17 protein-coding genes and 1 tRNA gene are annotated in these 21,055 nt (G+C 71.1%); 7 read left to right on the top strand and 11 right to left on the bottom strand.

Annotation, left to right across the window (positions count from 1 at the left end; genetic code table 11):
* Positions 1-46: 46 nt before the first annotated feature.
* On the bottom strand, positions 47-1,597 hold the full coding sequence (locus ACFRIC_RS29665; protein ID WP_382792089.1) for an aromatic amino acid ammonia-lyase: 1,551 nt from the start codon (positions 1,595-1,597) through the stop codon (positions 47-49).
* 147 nt (positions 1,598-1,744) lie between these two features.
* Between ACFRIC_RS29665 and ACFRIC_RS29660 the strand changes: the two genes are divergently transcribed.
* A complete protein-coding gene (locus ACFRIC_RS29660) occupies positions 1,745-2,182 on the top strand; it encodes a hypothetical protein (RefSeq protein ID WP_382791889.1) in 438 nt (145 codons plus the stop codon).
* A 401-nt stretch (positions 2,183-2,583) separates the two neighbouring features.
* On the opposite strand, the gene ACFRIC_RS29655 is transcribed toward ACFRIC_RS29660, so the two are convergent.
* Complete coding sequence (locus tag ACFRIC_RS29655) at positions 2,584-3,978, bottom strand: cystathionine beta-synthase (protein WP_382791886.1); 1,395 nt, start codon at positions 3,976-3,978, stop codon at positions 2,584-2,586.
* A 143-nt stretch (positions 3,979-4,121) separates the two neighbouring features.
* Here ACFRIC_RS29655 and ACFRIC_RS29650 point away from each other — a divergent pair, with 143 nt between their 5' ends.
* The 3 genes from ACFRIC_RS29650 (at position 4,122) to ACFRIC_RS29640 (ending at position 7,944) form a co-directional block, all read left to right on the top strand.
* Positions 4,122-5,150, top strand: coding sequence for an SGNH/GDSL hydrolase family protein (locus tag ACFRIC_RS29650; protein ID WP_382791883.1), 1,029 nt, complete (start codon positions 4,122-4,124; stop codon positions 5,148-5,150).
* Between the two features lie 483 nt (positions 5,151-5,633).
* Positions 5,634-6,854 carry an acetyl-CoA C-acetyltransferase gene (locus tag ACFRIC_RS29645; RefSeq protein WP_382791880.1) on the top strand — a complete coding sequence of 407 codons (1,221 nt, stop codon included), beginning with the start codon at positions 5,634-5,636 and terminating at the stop codon, positions 6,852-6,854.
* A 292-nt stretch (positions 6,855-7,146) separates the two neighbouring features.
* Entirely contained in the window at positions 7,147-7,944 is a 798-nt protein-coding gene (locus ACFRIC_RS29640) for a hypothetical protein (RefSeq protein ID WP_382791878.1), read from the top strand.
* A gap of 56 nt (positions 7,945-8,000) precedes the next feature.
* On the opposite strand, the gene ACFRIC_RS29635 is transcribed toward ACFRIC_RS29640, so the two are convergent.
* The gene (locus ACFRIC_RS29635) at positions 8,001-8,312 is read right to left on the bottom strand and encodes a hypothetical protein (protein ID WP_382791875.1); all 312 of its coding nucleotides are present in this window, start codon (positions 8,310-8,312) and stop codon (positions 8,001-8,003) included.
* Between the two features lie 104 nt (positions 8,313-8,416).
* Between ACFRIC_RS29635 and ACFRIC_RS29630 the strand changes: the two genes are divergently transcribed.
* Positions 8,417-8,647: a DUF4287 domain-containing protein gene (locus tag ACFRIC_RS29630; protein ID WP_363106326.1), complete on the top strand. Its 231-nt coding sequence runs from the start codon at positions 8,417-8,419 to the stop codon at positions 8,645-8,647.
* A 149-nt stretch (positions 8,648-8,796) separates the two neighbouring features.
* On the opposite strand, the gene ACFRIC_RS29625 is transcribed toward ACFRIC_RS29630, so the two are convergent.
* Complete coding sequence (locus ACFRIC_RS29625) at positions 8,797-9,693, bottom strand: Bax inhibitor-1/YccA family protein (protein ID WP_382791872.1); 897 nt, start codon at positions 9,691-9,693, stop codon at positions 8,797-8,799.
* Positions 9,694-9,971: 278 nt separating this feature from the next.
* Positions 9,972-10,054: transfer RNA gene (locus ACFRIC_RS29620), tRNA-Leu, on the bottom strand.
* 449 nt (positions 10,055-10,503) lie between these two features.
* Between ACFRIC_RS29620 and ACFRIC_RS29615 the strand changes: the two genes are divergently transcribed.
* The gene (locus ACFRIC_RS29615) at positions 10,504-11,304 is read left to right on the top strand and encodes an ABC transporter ATP-binding protein (RefSeq protein ID WP_382791869.1); all 801 of its coding nucleotides are present in this window, start codon (positions 10,504-10,506) and stop codon (positions 11,302-11,304) included.
* 64 nt (positions 11,305-11,368) lie between these two features.
* Positions 11,369-13,897, top strand: coding sequence for an ABC transporter permease (locus tag ACFRIC_RS29610; protein WP_382791866.1), 2,529 nt, complete (start codon positions 11,369-11,371; stop codon positions 13,895-13,897).
* 179 nt (positions 13,898-14,076) lie between these two features.
* On the opposite strand, the gene ACFRIC_RS29605 is transcribed toward ACFRIC_RS29610, so the two are convergent.
* The 6 genes from ACFRIC_RS29605 to eno form a co-directional block, all read right to left on the bottom strand.
* Positions 14,077-15,366, bottom strand: a complete 1,290-nt coding sequence (locus ACFRIC_RS29605) for a class I SAM-dependent methyltransferase (protein WP_382791863.1) — start codon at positions 15,364-15,366, stop codon at positions 14,077-14,079.
* A 265-nt stretch (positions 15,367-15,631) separates the two neighbouring features.
* On the bottom strand, positions 15,632-17,020 hold the full coding sequence (locus ACFRIC_RS29600) for an NAD(P)/FAD-dependent oxidoreductase (protein ID WP_326787331.1): 1,389 nt from the start codon (positions 17,018-17,020) through the stop codon (positions 15,632-15,634).
* Positions 17,021-17,601: 581 nt separating this feature from the next.
* A complete protein-coding gene (locus ACFRIC_RS29595) occupies positions 17,602-18,573 on the bottom strand; it encodes an exopolyphosphatase (RefSeq protein ID WP_382791859.1) in 972 nt (323 codons plus the stop codon).
* A complete protein-coding gene (locus tag ACFRIC_RS29590; protein WP_382791856.1) occupies positions 18,570-19,124 on the bottom strand; it encodes a DUF501 domain-containing protein in 555 nt (184 codons plus the stop codon). Before ACFRIC_RS29590 ends, ACFRIC_RS29595 begins: the two co-directional genes overlap by 4 nt.
* Positions 19,125-19,163: 39 nt before the next feature.
* Positions 19,164-19,640 (bottom strand): septum formation initiator family protein, encoded by a 477-nt coding sequence (locus ACFRIC_RS29585; protein WP_382791853.1) that lies wholly within the window; start codon positions 19,638-19,640, stop codon positions 19,164-19,166.
* Positions 19,641-19,759: 119 nt separating this feature from the next.
* Positions 19,760-21,046: a phosphopyruvate hydratase gene (gene eno / locus ACFRIC_RS29580; RefSeq protein WP_382791850.1), complete on the bottom strand. Its 1,287-nt coding sequence runs from the start codon at positions 21,044-21,046 to the stop codon at positions 19,760-19,762.
* Between the last annotated feature and the right edge of the window lie 9 nt (positions 21,047-21,055).

Raw genomic sequence — 21,055 nt, 5'->3', positions numbered from 1 at the left:
TCGTCCCCGTCCCTGTCGCCGCCTGCGGCCCTGTCGCCGAGCGTGCTCATGACGTGCTCCCCCTCCAGATGTCCGTGAACCGGTCGAGCAGCGCGGCGGCCGCCGTCACGTCGTCCGTGAGCGGCCGGTCGGTCTGCTCCGCGTCGAGCACCGCCTCGGCCAGCTCCAGTGCCCGCCCGGCCGGCAGCTCCGGGTCGGGCCGCAGGTCGCGCTGACGCAGCGCCCGTACCGCGGCGACCAGTTCACAGCCGACGACGAGACGGTACGCACCACACGCACGCAGCGTCTGGCGTGCGGCGAGTGAGGCGAAGCTCGCCTGTTCCTCGACGCCCCGGGAGAGTACAGCGTGGCCGAGCGAGGCGGGCGCGGAGAAGGCCCGCAGGTCACCGAGAGCGGCACCGGCGGCGTACTCCAGGATCATCACGCCCGAGGCCGCGGGCTCGGCGTCGGCGAGGAAGGGGCGCAGCCGGGTGTAGGCGGGTTCGTTGAGGGTGGAGAGCCGGGAGGTGGACAGACGCGCCACCTGGGTGACGGCGAGCCTGAAGTGGTCGAGGGCGAGCGCGAGTTGGGCCTGGTAGAAACCGCCGTGGTGGTAGGCGGCCATGTCCTCGGGGGAGATGAGGGGGTTCTCCGCGGCGGCGTTGATCTCCACCGCGAGGACCGCCTCCAGCGCGTCGGCCGCGTCGTGCGCCGGGCCGTGGATCTGGGGCAGGCAACGGAAGCCGTACGGGTCCTGGAGGCGTCCGAGCGGTGGCGTGGGCCGGTCGGCGGCGCCGATCAGCTCCCGCATCCGGCGTGCCACCGCGACGGAGCCCCGGTGCGGGCGGGCCGCGTGCACGGGCTCGGCGTAGGCCTCGTGGGACCCGTCGACCGCCAGCAGGGACAGCGCCGCGACGACCTGGGTGGCCCCGATCAGCCCGCGCAGTTCGTGCAGCGCGAGGGCGGACTGTCCGAGGGTGAGGGCGTTGCTGCTGATGAGCGCGAGGGCGTCGTTGTTGTCGAGCGGCTGCGCCTCGGGGGCGAGGCCTCCGCCGGCCCGGGCCGGGGAGCCGTCCGGGCCTCTCCACGGGTGCTCCCCCGCGAGGGCGAGGCCCATCTGGGCCAGGGCCGCAATGTCCCCGGTGCCGACCGAGCCGAACTCGTTGACGGCCGGGTACGCGCCGCTCTCCAGCGCCTCGCACAGCGCCGTCACGACGGTGGGCCGCAGGCCCGCGCCACCCGCGAGGAGCTGGTTCGCGCGGACGGCGAGCATGGCCCGGACCTGCCGGGCGGGCAGTTCCGCTCCTATGGCGCCGGCGTGGCTGCGCAGCAGGCGCAGTCCGTGGCCGGCGGCGGCCTCGGTCGGGACGTCCTCGTTCCGGTTGGCGCCGACGCCGGTGGAGCGGCCGTAGACGCGGCCGGTGGCGGCGATGCGCCGGGCGGCGGACCAGGACTCCTCGACGCGCTTCATGGCGTCCGTGCCGGGGACCGGGCGCGCGGCCCCGTCGGCGAGCCGTACGACGTCGTCGACTCCGGTGCCGCGGCCGTCCAGGACCACGAGTGCGACGGCCGCCGGAGGCGTCACCGCACACGACGGGTCCACGATCCGAGACGACACCACGCGCACACCCTTCTATTCAGGTACCGAGAACTCTGCATGACGATATGCAGCCCGGCAAGGGGCGTCTCCCGGGGGCTCGGCCCCGCGGCAAGAGGGGGGCTATCCCCAGTGCCGGACGCGCCCCGGCTGCCTAACGTGTTGGACATGACCGGTATGAACGCCCGCCATGACGACGCGGAGCTGAAGAAGGAACTCGACGCCACCCTGCACGCGCGCAGGGAACTCGGCGAGGAGTACGAGTCCGCGCTGGTCGACTCGTTCCTGGAGAAGGTCGAGCAGCGCCTCGACGGCGCCGTCGACCGCCGGGTGCGGCGCCGGCTCGCCGAACAGCAGATGGTGGTGGCGCGCGGGTCGCGTTCGCCCCAGTCCGCCGACTCCTGGGGCGAGCGCTTCGGCTTCGGCATCGTCTCGCTCGTCCTCGCGATCCCGCTGTCCGCGATCGGCGTGGCGAACGCGCATCTGCCCGGTCTGCTCGTCGCCTGGGGCGGCATCGTCGGAGTGAACGTGGTCCAGGCGGCCCGCCTGTCCCCCGGCTTCTTCGGCCGCCGCGCGTCCCGGCAGGAGTCGGACTGGGAGGAGTAGGGCCGGAACGGCATACGAAAGGGCCCGGCGCTCGGGACGAGCGCCGGGCCCTTCGACGTTATGCGCGGGGACCGCCGCACCCCCGGTGAAGGGGGGCGGGACGACGGCGGTCCCCGCGAGGGACGCGGGCCGGGTCAGGACCGGGCTTGCGCGTCCTAGGCGTCCATGGAGGTCCGGGAGCCGCTCCGGAGGTCCTTGGCGCCGTTCGGCGTCGGCCGGGGCGGGGAGCCGCTCCCGCCCTGCCGACACCCACTAATGTGCCGGACCCGTGTTAAGCGGGTGCTGCGCGGACGTGTCGCGCTCGTACCACTTCCGCGAAGTTCACCCCGGCCGGAGCCGGAAGATCCACACGGATCCGACACTTCGAGCGAAATTCCTGCTCAGGCCCACCCCGGAGGGGGTCAGGCCTTGGCGCCGCCCTTGGCCAGGAAGGACAGCAGGTCCTGCCGGCTGACGACACCGGTGGGCTTGCCCTCGACGAGCACGATCGCCGCGTCGGCCCCGCCGAGCACGGACATCAGGTCGCCGACCGGCTCGCCGGAACCGACCTGGGGCAGCGGCGAGGACATGTGCTTCTCCAGCGGGTCCTCCAGGGAGGCCCGCTTGGTGAACAGCGCGTCCAGGAGCTCGCGCTCCACGACCGACCCGATGACCTCGGCGGCCATCACGTCCGGGTGACCGGCGCCCGGCTTGACGATCGGCATCTGCGAGACGCCGTACTCGCGCAGCACCTCGATGGCCTCGCCGACGGTCTCCTCGGGGTGCATGTGCACCAGCGAGGGGATCGAGGCGCCCGCCTTGTCGTTCAGGACGTCGGCGACACGGGCGCTCGGGCCGGTGTCCTCCAGGAAGCCGTAGTCGGCCATCCACTCGTCGTTGAAGATCTTGCTGAGGTAGCCGCGGCCGCTGTCGGGGAGCAGCACGACGACGACGTCGTCGGGGCCGAGGCGCTCGGCGACGCGCAGCGCGGCGACGACGGCCATGCCGCAGGAGCCGCCGACGAGCAGGCCCTCCTCCTTGGCCAGGCGGCGCGTCATCTGGAAGGAGTCCTTGTCGGACACCGCGACGATCTCGTCCGCGACCGTACGGTCGTACGCGGTCGGCCAGAAGTCCTCACCGACGCCCTCGACCAGGTAGGGCCGGCCGGAGCCGCCGGAGTACACGGACCCCTCGGGGTCGGCGCCGACGACCTGCACCTTGCCGTCACTGGCGTCCTTCAGATACCGGCCGGTGCCGGAGATCGTGCCGCCGGTGCCCACGCCCGCCACGAAGTGGGTGATCTTCCCCTCGGTCTGCTCCCACAGCTCGGGGCCGGTCGAGTGATAGTGCGACAGGGGGTTGTTCGGGTTGGAGTACTGGTCCGGCTTCCAGGCGCCCGGGGTCTCCCGCACGAGCCGGTCGGAGACGTTGTAGTACGAGTCCGGGTGCTCCGGGTCCACGGCGGTGGGGCAGACCACGACCTCGGCCCCGTACGCGCGCAGCACGTTGATCTTGTCGGTGGAGACCTTGTCGGGGCACACGAAGATGCACTTGTACCCCTTCTGCTGCGCCACGATGGCGAGCCCGACACCGGTGTTGCCACTGGTCGGCTCGACGATCGTGCCGCCGGGCTTGAGCGCGCCGCTCTCCTCCGCGGCCTCGATCATGCGCAGGGCGATGCGGTCCTTCACGGATCCGCCGGGGTTGAAGTACTCGACCTTCGCCAGGACGGTCGCCTGGATCCCCGCGGTCACGTTGTTGAGTCTCACCAGCGGGGTGTTGCCGACGAGACTGATCATCGAGTCGTGGAATTGCACCGTTGTCTCCGGAGCTGCGTTTCTTAAAGGAATGGTCCCGTCAGCCTACGGCCCTGCGCAGCCGTTCACCCGCAGTTGAGATTGGCCCACCCGCACTTCGGGGCAAGCAGTGGTTGTACGGCTACAGGAGGTGGTGGCGACGGATGTCGAGCATGTCGAGGGCGAGGGTGGCACGGCGGATCGCCGCGGGCGCGGCGTACGGCGGGGGCGGCATCGGGCTGGTGGGTGCGGCGGCCGTCGGTCTGGTGCTGGCCGAGGTGCAGTTCGTGAAGCGGCACGTGAACAACGGACACGCTCCCTACGCCCCGCGCGCCGACGGTCTGTACGGGTACGACTACGCCGGTGCCTCCCCTGACGAACCCCCGCTACGGCTGACGATGCTCGGCGACTCGACGGCCGCCGGCCAGGGTGTGCGCAGGGCCCGCCAGACACCGGGCGCGCTGCTGTCCTCGGGGCTCGCGGCGGTGGCCGAGCGGCCGGTGGAGCTGTGCAACGTGGCGCTGCCCGGTGCCCAGTCGGACGACCTGGACCGCCAGGTCGCGCTCGCCCTCGCGGACACCTCGCGGCTGCCCGACATCTGCGTGATCATGATCGGCGCGAACGACGTGACGCACCGGATGCCGCCGACACGCTCCGTGCGTCATCTGTCCGCGGCGGTACGGCGGCTGCGCACGGCCGGTGCGGAGGTGGTCGTCGGCACGTGTCCCGACCTGGGCACGGTGGAGCAGGTCCAGCAGCCGCTGCGGTGGCTGGCGCGGCGCGCGTCCCGTCAGCTCGCCGCCGCCCAGACGATCGGGACGGTCGAGCAGGGCGGCCGTACGGTGTCGCTGGGCGACCTGCTGGGCCCCGAGTTCGAGGCGAACCCGCGTGAGCTGTTCGGGCCGGACCACTACCACCCCTCGGCCGAGGGGTACGCGACGGCCGCCATGGCGCTGCTGCCGACCGTCTGCGCGGCGCTCGGCCTGTGGCCGGCGGACGAGGAGCGGCCCGACGTCTCGCGTCACGAGGGGTTCCTGCCGGTCGCCCGTGCCGCCGCGGAGGCCGCGTCCGAGCCCGGCACCGAGGTCGCTGCCGCGATGCCCACCGGGCCCCGTGGCCCCTGGGCCCTCCTGAAACGCCGCCGCCGCCAACGCCTCCCGGCAACAGACCCGACCCCGACCCCGTCCAACTGACCCGGCGGGGTCCGTCCGGGCACTCCAGCGCCATCCCCGGCTGCGGGCGCGTGGGGGCTAGCCGCGCAGTTCCCCGCGCCCCTGACCTTCTCGACCCCGGCCGGCACCGAAATTCGGACCCGGTCCGGGCCGGGCGCGACCGTAGTCGGCTGCGGGTGCGCGGGGGCCGGCCGCGCAGTTCCCCGCGCCCCTGGGGCCGTCGCCCTGGCCTGTGTCCGAAAGGTGCGGCACGAATTTTCAGCCCCTCCGGCGATTGAGGAGCGGGGTCCGGGGCGGAGCCCCGGGGCGGTCACCGGAACGGGGGGTCACCTTCTCAGAGCGAGCCCCGTGCAGCGGACCACCCCCAAGGCGCCCCCGCCAGCAAAAAGCAAGCGCTTAGAAAAGTGCGGCCGGTGTCACACCCCCACACCGGTGACCCCGACGGTACGTACGGGTAACTTCCCAAGCAGCCCTGCACACTTCCCGTACGCCAATGGAGCCGTGATGCCCGAAGCCGTGATCGTCTCAGCCGCCCGCTCCCCGATCGGCCGCGCCTTCAAGGGCTCTCTGAAGGACGTGCGCCCCGACGACCTGACCGCCACGATCATCCAGGCCGCCCTCGCCAAGGTCCCCGAGCTCGACCCGAAGCTCATCGACGACCTGATGCTCGGCTGCGGCCTCCCCGGCGGCGAGCAGGGCCACAACCTCGGCCGCATCGTGGCCGTGCAGATGGGCATGGACCACCTCCCGGGCTGCACCATCACCCGCTACTGTTCCTCGTCCCTGCAGACCTCCCGCATGGCCCTGCACGCCATCAAGGCGGGCGAGGGCGACGTCTTCATCTCGGCGGGCGTCGAGATGGTGTCGCGGTCCGTCAAGGGCACCTCCGACGGCATGCCCGACACCCACAACCCCCTCTTCGCCGACGCCGAGGCCCGTACGGTCGAGGTCGCGCAGTCGGAGGGTTCGACCTGGCACGACCCGCGCGAGGACGGCCTGATCCCGGACGCGTACATCGCGATGGGCCAGACCGCCGAGAACCTGGCCCGCCTCAAGGGCGTCACCCGCCAGGACATGGACGAGTTCGGCGTGCGCTCGCAGAACCTCGCCGAGGAAGCCATCAAGAACGGCTTCTGGGAGCGCGAGATCACCCCGATCACGACCCCGGACGGAACGGTCGTCAGCAAGGACGACGGTCCGCGCGCGGGTGTGACGCTGGAGGCCGTCCAGGGCCTCAAGCCTGTCTTCCGCCCCGACGGCCTGGTCACCGCCGGCAACTGCTGCCCGCTGAACGACGGCGCCGCCGCCCTGGTGATCATGTCCGACACGAAGGCCCGCGAGCTCGGCCTGACCCCGCTCGCCCGCATCGTCTCGACCGGCGTCACCGGCCTGTCCCCCGAGATCATGGGCCTCGGCCCGGTGGAGGCCAGCAAGCAGGCGCTCAGCCGTGCCGGTCTCACCGTCGACGACATCGACCTGTTCGAGATCAACGAGGCCTTCGCCGCCCAGGTGATCCCGAGCGCCCGCGACCTGAACATCCCGCTGGAGAAGCTGAACGTGAACGGCGGCGCCATCGCCGTCGGCCACCCCTTCGGCATGACCGGCGCCCGCATCACCGGCACGCTCATCAACGGCCTCCAGTTCCACGACAAGCAGTTCGGCCTGGAGACGATGTGCGTCGGCGGCGGCCAGGGCATGGCGATGGTCATCGAGCGTCTGAGCTGACCGCGACGACCCGTTCCTGTGACGGGAATTGAACCCAGCGTGAACGAATCGGCCCAGAAGCCCGGAACCACCGGGCCTCTGGGCCGATTTGTGATCCAATCCCATCCAAGATGTGACCTATGTCCCTCTGGAAGGGTATTTCCGCAGGTCAAGTGCACTGCGCAGCTAAACCTGAGGCCCAAAGTCCTGTCCTATTCGTGACGTTACGCACTGACAGTTTGATGGTTCGCCCTTCAAGCTGATGTAGGAAGTCGGGGGCCGACTTTGAACCGGGAGTACGTCAGTGAGCGCCATGCCGATTGCTCTGCTGCTCGCCACCGCCGCAAGCGCGGCCGTGGGCGTCGCCGTTCTGCGCACCCTGTGGGGTGTGCGTCGGCAGGTCGCAGCCCTGCACAGCGAACTCGTCGCGAGCCGCGCCGTCGCGGCGAGGGCCCTTGTGCCCGCGGCGCGAGGGTCCGCCGACGCGGACGAGATACGCACGGCCGTGGCCGACGCGCTGGCCGAGGAGCGCGAGCGGGAGCTCGCCGAGGCGCGGGCCTTCTGGGCCGCCCAGGAGGCGCGTGACGCCTCCGACGCGCCGTCGCTGCTCGGACTGCCGGACACCGAGCTGTTCCTGCCGCGCCACTCCGACTTCGTGGGTCTGGACCACCTGGAGCCGGTGGCCGAGACGGGCACGGAGCTGGAGGACCTCCAGCCGAGCGGCACCGCCGCCGACTCCCCCGAGCTCGCCGCGGCCCGCCGCCGCCACCCCTCGCACCCGGACTTCGTCCCGGTGCAGTCACCGGTGGTCGGCGACCACGAACGCACGGTGGCCCGCCTGGAGGAGCTCGCCGAGTCCCGTACGGAACTGGCGGACGTCCGCCCCGGCCCGCTCGGCACTCTCGACGTCTACGTCTTCGCCGACGGCACGACCCTGTGCATGACCCCCGGCCACCGCGAGACCGCGCAGCGGCTCGCCGCCGCGCTGACGGCGGGCGAGGCCCCGGTCCTGCTCGGCGGCTCCGGCGTCTCGGGCGCGTACGCGCTGACCTTCTCCTTCGGCGAGGAGAGCGTCTACATCCTGGCGGACCGCGTCATAGCGTCGCTGTAGCGGCCGCCCCCGGGCGGACCGCGGGACCGCCCGCGCGCCGGAGTCGACCGACCAGGTCAGACCCCGGCGCGTTTCTGTGCCTCGGCCACGAGCGTGACCGCTTCGGCCAGTTCCTCCTCGTTCTTCAGTACGAGGGCCAAGTCGTGCGCGGCGACCGTGATTTGGTCGGCGGCGGCGAACATCCCGGCGTCGGGCATCTCCCGGGGCTCCCCCGACGGGTCCTCGACCCGCTGGGCGCGCAGGGCGAACTCCCTGGCCAGCCCCAGTGCCTCGGCCGCGGCACCGCGTTGCAGGCGGCTCTGCGGGGCGGCCCGCAACCGGTCGGCGAAGTGGTCCACGGCTCGGGTCAACGGCGTCGTATCCAGCACGCCGCGAGACTACGCGCAGCGGCGGGACTGTTGCCAACAACCCAACCCTCAGGCACGGTGGCGTGAAGGACCGGCTTACATCCCCTTTGCGTTCGGAGGCGCCGATGTCCCAAGTCTTCTCCGAGGAGACCCATCGCAACCTGCTCGCCCGCATCCCCCATTGCACCGGTCGTGAGATCTCCGACTGGCTGCGCACCGTCGACGAAGGTCCCTCCCTCTTCCGCTTCGAGGAGAAGGTGAGCTGGCTCCGCGCCGAACACGACCTCGCGTACGGCCACGCGAAAGCGATCATCCACGAGTACGACCTGAGGAGGGCCGCGCGCAAACTGCTGTGAGCGCGCACCACCGAGACGACCGCCAACCGACGACACGCACGTGCCTCACATCGCACGCGCTGACACCGGCACCCATGCCGAAGGGCCCGCGAACTGGTGGTTCGCGGGCCCTTCGTCTCACCTGACGGCCTGTCCGGCCGTCGTCGTGACTAGTCCCTGCCGCTGAAGATGGCGACCAGTCGCAGCATCTCGACGTAGATCCACACGAGGGTCATGGTCAGGCCGAACGCGGCCAGCCATGCCTCTTCCTTCGGCGCACCGTAGGTGATGCCGTCCTCGATCTGCTTGAAGTCGAGGGTCAGGAAGAACGCGCCGATCAGGATCGCCAGGATGCCGACGGCGATGCCCAGCGGGCCGCTGCTGCGCAGTCCGCCGTCGGGGGCGACCCCGAAGGCGACCAGCAGGAGGTTCACCGCCATGACGGCGACGAAGGCGATGGCGATGGTGATGCCGATGCGCGCGTACCGGGCGGTGACGCGGATCCAGCCCGCCTTGTAGACGAGGAGGGTGGCGCCGGCGACCGCCATGGTGCCGAGCACGGCCTGGAAGGGCGCGCCGTGCCACTGCGAGTTGTACATCTCGCTGATGACACCGAGGAAGACGCCCTCGAAGGCGGCGTACCCGATGATCAGCGCGGGCGAGGCGGCGCGCTTGAAGGACTGCACCATCGCGAGGACGAAGGCGACCAGGCCGGAGCCGATGGCCAGGCCGTAGCTCGTGCTGGAGACCGGCAGCAGCGCCCAGGCCAGGATGGCGCCGACGACGACCGTGCCGAGCGTCATCGCCGAGCGCACGACGACGTCGTCCATCGTCATACGGCCGGTGGTGACCGGGGCCTGCGGCGGAGCACCCTGCTGGAGGCCCTGCTGTGCGTAGGGGTTCTGCGCGTACGGGTTCTGCGCGTAGGGGTTGCCGCCCTGCTGGGCGTACGGGTTCCCCTGCGTGCCGACAGCGGGTCCCCCGGCCTGCGGCGCCGCGTTGAAGCCCGCGTAGCCGTTGTCGCGGCTGAACCCCCGTCGCGAGAAGACCGGGTTGCTGCTCCTCATCTCACTCCTCCATGGCCACACTGCGTGGCCTTGGCTCAAGGGTAATGGGTAGGCAAAGGAATGACCCTAGTGCTTGAGTAGGATCTTTCCCTCGTTGTGCCACCGTACGCGTGTGCCCCCTGGTATGCCCGCACTGGTACGAAGCCGTGACACCGCTCTCCGCGGCGGCGGCCCGCGCCGCGGCCGGAGGGGGAGGAACGAGCGGAGGAACGCAGCCTGCGGGCCACTCCCGGAGAGGTCCGACCGTGGCCCGCGTCCTGCTTCACAGGGGCGGGAAGTGCCCGGAACCGGACTTGAACCGGTACGCCCGCGAGGGGCAGCGAGGTTTAAGCTCGCCGTGTCTGCATTCCACCATCCGGGCAGACCATGGGCTCCGCATCGAGGTTCCGAGCCTATCGGGGCGCATCCCCCGAACAGCGGGCGTGCGGACCGATGTTGTCTTATTTTATTGACGTCTGAGGGTGCATCAGTACGCCGCACAGGCCGTCAGCACTTGCCAACAGCCTCCCGGACCCGCGCGGCCCGCGTACGGGGATTGACGGAATTTCACCGTCCGAACGCGATCACGCCGAGCCCCGGGCCGGCTCCCGGGCCGGCTCCCGGGAGTGCGGCCGCCCGCCGCGCGCTCCCCGGCGGCGACCCGGACGGCTCTCAGGGCGTTCCGTCATCCCCAGGTATGACACGCCCGCTCGCGGTCCGACCCGAGACTGCCCCCGGAACCGGAACAGCGGGTGACTACAGGCCGCGGATCGGCACGGACGATGGAACACGTCCTCAGAAACGTCCTCGTCCCGACAGGAGCACCCTCCCGTGACCACCACTCCCCTCGCCGGCACAAGCACCGCGGTCGCAGCCCGCGCCACGGAACTGTCGAAGGTCTACGGGCAGGGCGAGACCCAGGTGGTCGCGCTCGACCGGGTCAGCGTCGACTTCCGGCAGGCCGAGTTCACCGCGATCATGGGCCCCTCGGGGTCGGGCAAGTCCACGCTGATGCACTGCGTGGCCGGGCTCGACACCTTCTCCTCCGGCTCGGTGCGCATCGGCGACACCGAACTCGGCTCCCTGAAGGACAAGCAGCTCACCAAGCTGCGCCGGGACAAGATCGGCTTCATCTTCCAGGCGTTCAACCTGCTGCCGACCCTGAGCGCCCTGGAGAACATCACGCTCCCCATGGACATCGCGGGCCGCAAGCCCGACAAGGAGTGGCTGGACCGCGTCATCAAGATGATCGGCCTCGCGGACCGGCTGAGCCACCGCCCCTCCCAGCTCTCCGGCGGCCAGCAGCAGCGCGTCGCCGTCGCCCGCGCCCTCGCCTCCCGCCCCGAGATCATCTTCGGCGACGAGCCGACCGGGAACCTCGACTCGCGCTCGGGCGCGGAGGTCCTCGGCTTCCTGCGCAACTCCGTGCGCGAGCTCGGCCAGACCGTGGTGATGGTGACGCACGACCCGGTGGCCGCCGCCTACGCGGACCGGGTCGTCTTCCTCGCGGACGGACGGATCGTCGACGAGGTGCACGAGCCGACCGCCGACTCGGTCCTCGACCTCATGCGGAACCTTCCCGGGGGAAACCCCCGGACCCCCGCACTCGACGGCGAGAACCGCACGAGCTGACGCGGGCCGAACCCTCCCGACGCGCCCCCACTCCTCTCCTCGTACACCTGGACTGAGAAGACCCATGTTCCGTACCGCCTTGCGCAACGTGTTCGCGCACAAGGCCAGACTCCTGATGACCGTGCTCGCCGTCCTCCTCGGCGTCGCCTTCGTCTCGGGGACCCTGGTCTTCACCAACACCATCTCGGACGCCTACCAGAAGAGCTCCGCCAAGGGCTTCGACCAGGTCGACGTCGCGATCCGCCCGGAGAGCGCGGCCGACTCGGGCGACACCGTCGGCAGGACGCACAAGCTGACGCGGCCCCTGCTCGACAAGGCCGCCCGGGTGCCCGGAGCCGCCTCCGCGATCGGTGTCGTGAACGGCTTCACCGCCATCGCCGACAAGGACGGCAAGCTCATCGGCGGCGGCTTCCAGTCGCAGGGCGGCAACTTCTGGGGCGACAAGGACCCCCGCTACCCCCTGACGGCCGGGCACGCCCCGCACGGCACCGGCGAGATCGCGATCGACACCGAGACCGCGCGGCGGACCGGCTACAAGGTCGGCGACACCGTACGCCTGTCCGTCGACGGCCCCGTCCTCGAACCCGTCGTCGCCGGCATCTTCAGCACCGACGACGGCAACGTGGCCGCGGGCGGCAGCCTCGCCCTGTTCGACACGGCGACCGCGCAGCGGCTGTTCCACTCGACCGGCGCCTACGACGAGATCGACGTGAAGGCCGCGCCCGGCACCAGCCAGAGCGCGCTGCGCGAGGCGCTCGACGCCGTCGTGCCGAAGGACACCGCCTCCACCGTCACCGGCCGGCAGCTCGCCGACGACCAGGCCGAGCAGATCTCCGCCGCGATGAGCGGCATGAAGACGGGCCTGCTCGTCTTCGCCGGCATCGCCCTGTTCGTCGGCACGTTCATCATCGCCAACACCTTCACCATGCTGGTCGCCCAGCGCACCAAGGAACTGGCGCTGCTGCGCGCCGTCGGCGCCTCCCGCCGCCAGGTCACCCGCTCGGTGCTGATCGAGGCGTTCGTGGTCGGCGCGGTGGCGGCCGTCGGCGGGCTCGCCGCGGGCATCGGCATCGGTGCCGCGATGCGCTCCCTGATGGGCACGCTCGGCGCCACGGTGCCGGACGGCCCGCTGGTCGTCTCGCCCGGCACCGTCGCCACGGCGCTGCTCGTCGGCGTCCTCGTCACCATGCTGGCCGCGTGGCTGCCCGGCCGGCGCGCCGCGAAGATCCCCCCGGTGGCCGCGATGAGCAGCCTCCACGCGAAGGCGACGACGAAGTCCCTGGTCCTGCGGAACACGATCGGCGCCCTGCTCGCGGCCGCGGGTGTCGCCGTGGTCCTGTACGCGACGACGATGGACGGCTCGGACGGCCAGGCCCCGATGGGTCTGGGCGCCGTGCTCCTCATCCTCGGCGTCTTCGTCCTCACCCCCCTGCTGTCCCGGCCGCTGATCGCCGCGGCGGCTCCGGTCCTGCGGGTCTTCGGGATCTCCGGCAAGCTGGCCCGGCAGAACTCGGTGCGCAATCCGCGCCGCACCGCCGCCACCGCCTCGGCGCTGATGATCGGTCTCACGCTGATCACCGGCATGACGGTGATGGCGGGCAGCCTGCAGAAGTCGATCGACAAGATGGCCAGTTCGGCGATCAAGGCGGACTACGTCGTCTCGATGGCGAACGGCAACTCGCTGTCCCCGGACGTCGAGAAGAAGCTCGCCGCGGTCGACGGGGTCACCGACACCAGTCCGCTGCGCAACGCGCCCTCCCGCATCGACCGGCAGACGGAGTACCTGACCGGCGTCAACGGCCCGGCCATCGGCAAGCTCACCGACCTCGACGTCACCGACGGCGCCTTCCAGGTCGGCGGCACCCGGGTCGTGGTCGACTCGGACACGGCGAAGTCCCACGGCTGGAAGGCCGGTTCGCGCTTCCAGGTCGCCTACGAGGACGGCGCGAAGCAGCGACTGTCCGTCGCCGGGGTCTACGAGGCCAACGAGATGATCCAGGGCATCATCCTGGACGACACCACCCTCTCCCCGCACCAGCGGGACGTATCCGACATGCAGGTCATGGTGAAGACGGCGGGCGGCGCCTCGGCCGCGGCCAAGGACAGTCTGGAGAAGGCCATCGGCGACAACCCCGCCGTCAAGGTCCAGGACAAGCACGACATCTCCGAGGGCATCGCCCAGATGTTCACGCTGATGCTGAACATGCTCTACGGCCTCCTGGCGATGGCGGTGATCGTCGCCGTCCTCGGGGTCATCAACACCCTCGCGATGTCGGTCTTCGAGCGCTCGCAGGAGATCGGGATGCTCCGCGCGATCGGCCTGGACCGCAAGGGGGTCAAGCGGATGGTCCGTCTGGAGTCCCTGGTCATCTCGCTCTTCGGCGGCGTCCTCGGCATCGGTCTCGGCGTGTTCTTCGGCTGGGCGGCCGGCGAGTTGCTGGGCAGCAGGATGTCGACGTACGAACTGCTCCTGCCCTGGGGCCGGATGGCGCTCTTCCTCCTGCTCGCGGCCACCGTCGGCGTCCTGGCGGCGCTCTGGCCGGCCCGCCGGGCGGCCCGGCTGAACATGCTGGGGGCGATCAAGTCCGAGTGACCGGGCACGGCGCCCGGGCCGCGGCGGCGGCCCGGGAAGCCAGGTGAGCCAGGCGGGCCCAGGAAGCCAGGTGAGCCAGGCGGGCCCGGAAAGCCAGGTGAACCCGGAAGACGACCGAGGGGGTCCCGTTCCGTCCGGAACGGGACCCCCTCCGCGTGCGCGCCCGCGCTCCGGACGCCTCAGTTCCAGGTTCTCGCCCGCAGCGGCATCCCGGACGCGCCGGACGCGCCCGGGGTCTTCACCGCCAGCACCTGGTTGACGCCGATCTGGTTGCGCTCGAAGGCGACCGCGCTCGCCGCCATGTACAGCCGCCAGACGCGCGCCCGGCCGACACCAGTGAGCCGGACGGCACGGGACCAGCCCGCCTCCAGATTGGCGACCCAGCGGCGCAGGGTGAGCGCGTAGTGCTCGCGCAGGGCCTCGACGTCACGCACCTCGAACCCGGCCCGCTCCAGCAGCGCCACGGTCGTCCCGACGGGGGCGAGTTCGCCGTCGGGGAACACATAGGCGTCGATGAACGCGTCCACGGTGTACGACGACTCGTCGCGCTGCGGGCGCCGGCCGATCTGGTGGTTGAGCAGCCGCCCTCCGGGGGCGAGGAGGCGGCCGAGCACCTCGGCGTACTCCAGGTAGCGCTCGGCGCCGACGTGTTCGGCCATCCCGATGGAGGAGATCGCGTCGTAGGGCCCGTCGGTGACGTCCCGGTAGTCCTGCACCCTGATCTCGACCCGGTCCGTCAGGCCCTCCTCCGCGACCCGTTTACGGGCGTACGCGGCCTGTTCCTGCGACAGCGTCACCCCGACCACCCTCACGCCGTGGTCCCGGGCGGCGTGCACGGCCATCGAGCCCCAGCCGCAGCCGACGTCCAGGAGTCGCTGACCGGGCTTCAGGGCCAGCTTCCGGGCGACGAGTTCGAGCTTGTCGCGCTGCGCCTCCTCCAGGGTGCCGTCCTCCCGCCAGTAGGCGCACGAGTAGACCATGGACGGGCCGAGGACGAGCTCGTAGAAGTCGTTGCCGACGTCGTAGTGGTGGCTGATCGCGCTCCGGTCGGTGCGCCTGGTGTGCAGGTGGCGGCGCCTGCGCACCTCCTCGGGGGGCGGGGCGGGCGGCAGCGGCAGTCCCGCCATCCCCACCAGCCCGCGGACCGCGGCGCGCACCTCGGGATCACGCAGCGCCGCCCCGAGCCCGCGCGCGTCCTCGCCGCGCTCCCAGACGAGCCCGGACAGCAGGTCCAGGGCGGTGTACAGGTCTCCCTCGATGCCCAGGTCGCCGGAGACCCAGGCGCGGGCCAGTCCCAACTCGCCCGGCTTCCACAACAGTCGGCGCACGGCCCGCCGGTTGCGGACGACGAGCGCCGGCGCCGCGGGCGGACCGGCTTCCGAACCGTCCCAGGCGCGCACGCGCAAGGGGAGAGGGGCTCCCAGCAACTGTTCGACAAGGCCTTTGAGCCGCGGCGCGGCGTCCTGCATGGCGTACACCTCCGAGACAACACTCCCGAACGCTCCGACACCACGTAAACATCTACCCCCTCGCCGGGCAGTCCCCCCTTCACGACACAGATTCGCAAAATGTGTGTACGCACCATGCTTTACGTGGCGCCCCGGCGCCACTTCGAACGGCGCCCAGGGCGCACCGGGCCGCGCGGGGGCGGGGAACGCCGAAGGGGCCGCCCGCACCACGGATGGCGGGCGGCCCCTTCGGGGCGTTCGGTGACCGGAGGTCAGGAGGCCTCGGTCAGGAGGCCTTGGCCTTCTCCTCGGTCTTGACGGCGGGCGCCGGGGCGGCCGGAGCCGGCTTGGCGGCCTCGTAGAACTCCTCGCGCGGAGTCTCCATGGCACCCAGGGAGACGACCTCGCGCTTGAGGAACATCGCGAGCGTCCAGTCCGCGAAGACGCGGATCTTGCGGTTCCAGGTCGGCATGGCCAGACCGTGGTAGCCACGGTGCATGTACCAGGCGAGACGGCCCTTGAGCTTGATCTTCATCTTGCCCATGACGATCATCGCGACGCCCTTGTGCAGGCCGAGACCGGCCACGGCGCCCTTGTTGGCGTGCGCGTACTCCTTCTGCGGGAAGCCCCGCATGCCGGAGATCACGTTGTCGCCGAGGATCTTGGCCTGACGCAGCGCGTGCTGCGCGTTCGGCGGGCACCAGGCGTTCTCGACACCGGCCTTGCGGGCGGCGACGTCCGGCACCTGGGCGTTGTCGCCCGCGGCCCAGATGTAGTCCGTGCCCTGCACCTGGAGCGTGGTCTGGGTGTCCACGTGGCCACGCGGGCCGAGCGGCAGACCGAAGCGGGAGAGAACGGGGTTCGGCTTGACGCCGGCCGTCCAGACGATCGTGTTGGAGTCGACCTCGAGGCCGTTCTTCAGCACGACGTGGCCGTCGACGCAGGAGTCCATGGAGGTGGAGAGGTAGATCTCCACACCGCGGCTCTCCAGGTGCTCCTTGCCGTACTGGCCGAGCTTGGGGCCGACCTCGGGAAGGATCTTGTCCGCGGCGTCGACGAGGATGAAGCGCATGTCCTCGCGGGACACGCTGCTGTAGTACTTGGCCGCGTCACGGGCCATGTCCTCGACTTCACCGATGGTCTCGGCGCCGGCGAAGCCGCCACCCACGAAGACGAAGGTCAGCGCCTTGCGGCGGACGTCCTCGTCCGTGGTGGAGTCGGCCTTGTCGAGCTGCTCGAGGACGTGGTTGCGCAGGCCGATGGCCTCCTCGATGCCCTTCATGCCGATGCCCTGCTCGGCGAGGCCGGGGATCGGGAAGGTGCGGGAGACCGCGCCCATCGCGATGACGAGGTAGTCGAAAGGCAGCTCGTACGCCTCGCCCACGAGGGGGGCGACCGTGGCGACCTTGCGGTCCTGGTCGATGGTGGTGACCCGGCCGGTGAGGACCTCCGCCTTGGGAAGTACACGCCGCAGCGGGACGACGACGTGCCGCGGCGAGATGCTGCCGGCGGCTGCTTCGGGGAGGAAGGGCTGGTAGGTCATGTACGACCGGGGGTCGACGACCGTGACGGTCGCCTCTCCGTAGCGCATCTGCTTGAGGATGCGCCGAGCTGCGTACAGGCCTACGTACCCACCGCCTACTACGAGGATCCTGGGACGCTCCGTGGTGCTCATGCCATCGAGTATCCACCTGGTTCAGGGGGGTCGCTCGTGCGCCCCTTCACAAGCTCGGACAGGGGCTCTGCTACACTCCGCCGCCCTCGTGACCGGGGTCATGGCGGCAGGGGTGGACCGCCGTACGGTTCGTACCGTTGTCAACACCGCGTGAGCTGCGGCCCAACCCGTTCGGCCGAGCGGACCACACCTGTGTTTCACCGTCCTGAAACGCGGTCGCAACGCTTCACCGAGCATGCTTCCGGACCCGCCCGGCCCCGCGGAAGGGCCCAAGTGGCCCCTTCGTGGCCCGTTCGTCGCTCAGCAGGGCCATTTTCCTTGTGAAGAACTTCACGAACTTTCTCGACGGAGTCGCACGAGAGGGCGTCCAGGACCCCCTCCGGCACGCTCATACGCTATCCGACCCGCTCAGCCGAGGCTACCGACGAGTAGCAAAGGAGACCCGTGCCACGCCGTGCGCCACGGCCGCACACGGCGCTCCTGAGCCCTGTCCGGCCGCCCGGGGACGCCGACGGCCCCGGTTCCCTGGAAGGGGACCCGGGGCCGTGTCACACCCGCTCTCGACGCGTCGACGGATGGCGTCAGTCGCCCTGCCGGGCCGCTTCGGCTTCCTCCGCCACCTTGAAGGCGATGCCGTCGAGGATGTCGTGCTCGCTGACCACGACCTCCCCGGCCCCGGTCCGCTCCATGATCGAGAGCAGGACGAGGGCGCCGGCCCCGATCACGTCCACGCGGCCCGGGTGCATGGAGGGGACGGCCGCGCGCTCGGCGTGGGTGGAGCGCAGCAGCCACTCGGTGATCTCGCGGACGCGCGCGATCGGGACGCGGGAGTGGTGGATCCGCTCGGAGTCGTACTCGGCGAGGTCCAGCGCGATCGCCGCGATCGTGGTGACCGAGCCGGCCAGCCCCACCAGGGTGCGCGCCTCGCGGAGCGGGACCGTCTCCTCGGCGAGGTCGAGGGCGGCCTCGATGTCGGCGCGCATGGCCGCGACCTGCTCGGCGGTGGGCGGGTCGGTCACGACGCCGTCGCGCACGAGGTGACGTTCCGTCATCCGTACGCAGCCGACGTCCACGGAGCGTGCCGCGCGCACCCGGTCGGCGCCGACGACGAACTCCGTGGAGCCGCCGCCGATGTCCACGACCAGGTAGGGCGTGGCGAGGTCGTCGCGCCCGGCCAGTTCCCTGGTCGCGCCGGTGAAGGAGAACTCGGCCTCCTGGTCGCCGGTGACGACCTCCGGCTCGACGCCGAGGATGTCCAGCACCCCGCGCACGAACTCGTCCCGGTTCTCCGCGTCCCGGGAGGCGGAGGTGGCGACGAAGCGCAGCCGCTCGGCGCCGTGCTCCTTGATGGCCTCGGCGTAGGCGTGGCAGGCGGCGAAGGTCCGCTCCAGCGCCTCGGGGGCGAGCCGCCCCGTGCGGTCGACGCCCTGGCCCAGCCGGACGATGGTCATCCGCCGGTCCAGGTCGGTGAGTTCGCCCGTCCGCGGGTCCGCGTCGGCCACCAGGAGCCGGATGGAGTTCGTACCGCAGTCGACGGCGGCGACGCGGGTCACCGGCCGTCCTCGGCGGACTCGTCGCCGGCCGGCGCTCCGGCCCGGGTGACGCAGGCGCCCTTGCGCCACCACTCGGGCAGCATGGCGATGGCCTCGTCGCCGAGCGGGTTGACGCCGGGGCCGGCGGCCAGCGAGTGCGCCACCAGGACGTGCAGGCACTTCACCCGGTCCGGCATGCCGCCCGCGCTCGGGAAGCCCTCCAGGACCTCGATCGCGTCACGGCGCGCGATGTAGTCCTCGTGGGCGGCGCGGTAGGCCGCGGCCAGCTCGGGGTCGGTGGCCAGCCGTTCGGTCATCTCCTTCATGACCCCGTTGGCCTCCAGCGTCCCGATCGCGGACGCGGCCCGCGGGCACGTCAGGTAGTACGTGGTCGGGAACGGCGTGCCGTCGGGGAGGCGGGGCGCCGTCTCCACCACGTCCGGCTGGCCGCAGGGGCAGCGGTGCACGATCGCGCGCAGCCCGCGCGGCGGCCGGCCGAGCTGCTGCTTGAAGGCCTCGACGTCGGCGTCGGTGGGCTCGGTGCGCGGGGTGGTGGGCGGTGGCGTTTCCATGCCGTGAGTCACGTGTCTTTCTGGTCAGTTCATGGGTCGTCAGCGGTCGGCGGCGTCGGATTTGTCCACGCCGTCCCAGACATTGGTGTACCAGGGGCGGTCGGCGGTGCCCCGATCGGCACGGGACTGCTTCGCGGCGTCCGGGTCGATCACGACGTAGCCGGTCTCGCCCGGCATCACGTAGTGCAGCCGCTGCCGGATCTGCTGCTTCGCGTACGCGTCGTCCTGCCAGCGCGCCTTGAGGTCGCGGAGCTGCTCGACCCGCTGCCGGGCCTGCTCCCGCTGCCGCTCCAGATCGCCGATCTGGGCCCGCTGGGAGACGTACTGCCGCATCGGGTACGCGAGGGCGACGATCAGGGTGCACAGGACCATGGCGAGGAGCGCGGCCCGGCCGGTGAGCCGGGAGCGGCGCGCCTGCCGCTTGGTCTGGGAGCGGTAGACCCTGGCCGCCGTCTGCTCGCCGAGCAGCTTCAGCCTGGTCGAGGTGGAGAACCGGTCCCGGTCCTTCACGGCCATGAGTCCCGCCTCCCCAGTACCGGCCCGCCGTACGGGCCCGTCACGTGCGTACGTCCCCGCACACGGTACGGGACCGGGTACGGGGACGTACGGATGACGCTTCCTGAGACGCGCGGGGGTCAGCCCTTGAAGCGCGGGAAGGCGCTGCGGCCGGCGTAGACCGCGGCGTCGTCGAGGATCTCCTCGATGCGCAGGAGCTGGTTGTACTTGGCGACACGGTCCGAGCGGGCCGGGGCGCCGGTCTTGATCTGACCGCAGTTCACGGCGACCGCGAGGTCGGCGATGGTGACGTCCTCGGTCTCGCCGGAACGGTGGGACATCATGCACTTGAAGCCGTTGCGCTGGGCCAGCTCGACGGCGTCCAGCGTCTCGGTCAGCGAACCGATCTGGTTGACCTTGACGAGCAGGGCGTTGGCGGAGCCCTCCTCGATGCCGCGGGCCAGGCGCTCCGGGTTGGTGACGAAGAGGTCGTCGCCGACGATCTGGACCTTGTCGCCCAGCTTGTCGGTGATGACCTTCCAGCCGGCCCAGTCGTCCTCGTACAGCGGGTCCTCGATGGAGACGAGCGGGTACGCCGCGACGAGCTCGGCGTAGTACTCGGTCATCTCGGCGGCGGAGCGCTCCTTGCCCTCGAAGAGGTACTTGCCGTCCTTGTAGAACTCGGAGGCGGCGACGTCGAGGGCGAGGGCGATCTGCTCGCCGGGGGTGTAGCCGGCCTCCTTGATGGCCTCGAGGATGAGGTCGAGGGCGGCGCGGTTGGACTCCAGGTTCGGGGCGAAGCCGCCCTCGTCGCCGAGGCCGGTGGACAGGCCCTTGGTCTTCAGCACCTTCTTGAGGGTGTGGTAGACCTCGGCGCCCCAGCGCAGGGCCTCGGAGAAGGACTCCGCGCCGATCGGGGCGATCATGAACTCCTGGATGTCCACGTTGGAGTCGGCGTGCGAGCCGCCGTTCAGGATGTTCATCATCGGAACGGGCAGCAGGTGCGCGTTCGGTCCGCCCAGGTAGCGGAAGAGCGGCAGGTCGGACGCCTCGGAGGCGGCGTGCGCGACGGCGAGCGAGACGCCGAGGATGGCGTTGGCGCCGAGCGAGCCCTTGTTGTCGGTGGCGTCCAGGTCGAACATCGCCTGGTCGATCAGGCGCTGCTCGGTGGCGTCGTAGCCGACGAGCTCCGGGCCGATCTGCTCGATGACGGCGAGGACGGCCTTCTCGACACCCTTGCCCTGGTAGCGGTTCGGGTCACCGTCGCGAAGCTCGATGGCCTCGAACGCTCCGGTGGAGGCGCCGGACGGAACGGCGGCACGACCCGTGCTGCCGTCGTCGAGGCCGACCTCGACCTCGACCGTGGGGTTGCCTCGGGAGTCCAGGATTTCCCGGGCTACGACGACGTCGATGGACGGCACGAGCATCTCCTTATG

This window comes from Streptomyces sp. NPDC056738, from assembly GCF_042790435.1.
Classification (GTDB): domain Bacteria; phylum Actinomycetota; class Actinomycetes; order Streptomycetales; family Streptomycetaceae; genus Streptomyces.
Note: the sequence above shows the minus strand (reverse complement) of the source record. Positions and strands in the feature narration are given on the sequence as shown.

What these genes read in the sequence shown, in the direction of transcription:
- ACFRIC_RS29605 (WP_382791863.1), bottom strand. Translation starts at nt 15,366, where the DNA reads ATGCAGGACGCCGCGCCGCGGCTCAAAGGCCTTGTCGAACAGTTGCTG.
- ACFRIC_RS29640 (WP_382791878.1), top strand. Translation starts at nt 7,147, where the DNA reads ATGCCGATTGCTCTGCTGCTCGCCACCGCCGCAAGCGCGGCCGTGGGC.
- ACFRIC_RS29650 (WP_382791883.1), top strand. Translation starts at nt 4,122, where the DNA reads ATGTCGAGCATGTCGAGGGCGAGGGTGGCACGGCGGATCGCCGCGGGC.
- ACFRIC_RS29590 (WP_382791856.1), bottom strand. Translation starts at nt 19,124, where the DNA reads ATGGAAACGCCACCGCCCACCACCCCGCGCACCGAGCCCACCGACGCC.
- eno (WP_382791850.1), bottom strand. Translation starts at nt 21,046, where the DNA reads ATGCTCGTGCCGTCCATCGACGTCGTCGTAGCCCGGGAAATCCTGGAC.
- ACFRIC_RS29625 (WP_382791872.1), bottom strand. Translation starts at nt 9,693, where the DNA reads ATGAGGAGCAGCAACCCGGTCTTCTCGCGACGGGGGTTCAGCCGCGAC.
- ACFRIC_RS29630 (WP_363106326.1), top strand. Translation starts at nt 8,417, where the DNA reads ATGTCCCAAGTCTTCTCCGAGGAGACCCATCGCAACCTGCTCGCCCGC.
- ACFRIC_RS29645 (WP_382791880.1), top strand. Translation starts at nt 5,634, where the DNA reads ATGCCCGAAGCCGTGATCGTCTCAGCCGCCCGCTCCCCGATCGGCCGC.
- ACFRIC_RS29585 (WP_382791853.1), bottom strand. Translation starts at nt 19,640, where the DNA reads ATGGCCGTGAAGGACCGGGACCGGTTCTCCACCTCGACCAGGCTGAAG.
- ACFRIC_RS29610 (WP_382791866.1), top strand. Translation starts at nt 11,369, where the DNA reads ATGTTCCGTACCGCCTTGCGCAACGTGTTCGCGCACAAGGCCAGACTC.
- ACFRIC_RS29600 (WP_326787331.1), bottom strand. Translation starts at nt 17,020, where the DNA reads ATGAGCACCACGGAGCGTCCCAGGATCCTCGTAGTAGGCGGTGGGTAC.
- ACFRIC_RS29660 (WP_382791889.1), top strand. Translation starts at nt 1,745, where the DNA reads ATGACCGGTATGAACGCCCGCCATGACGACGCGGAGCTGAAGAAGGAA.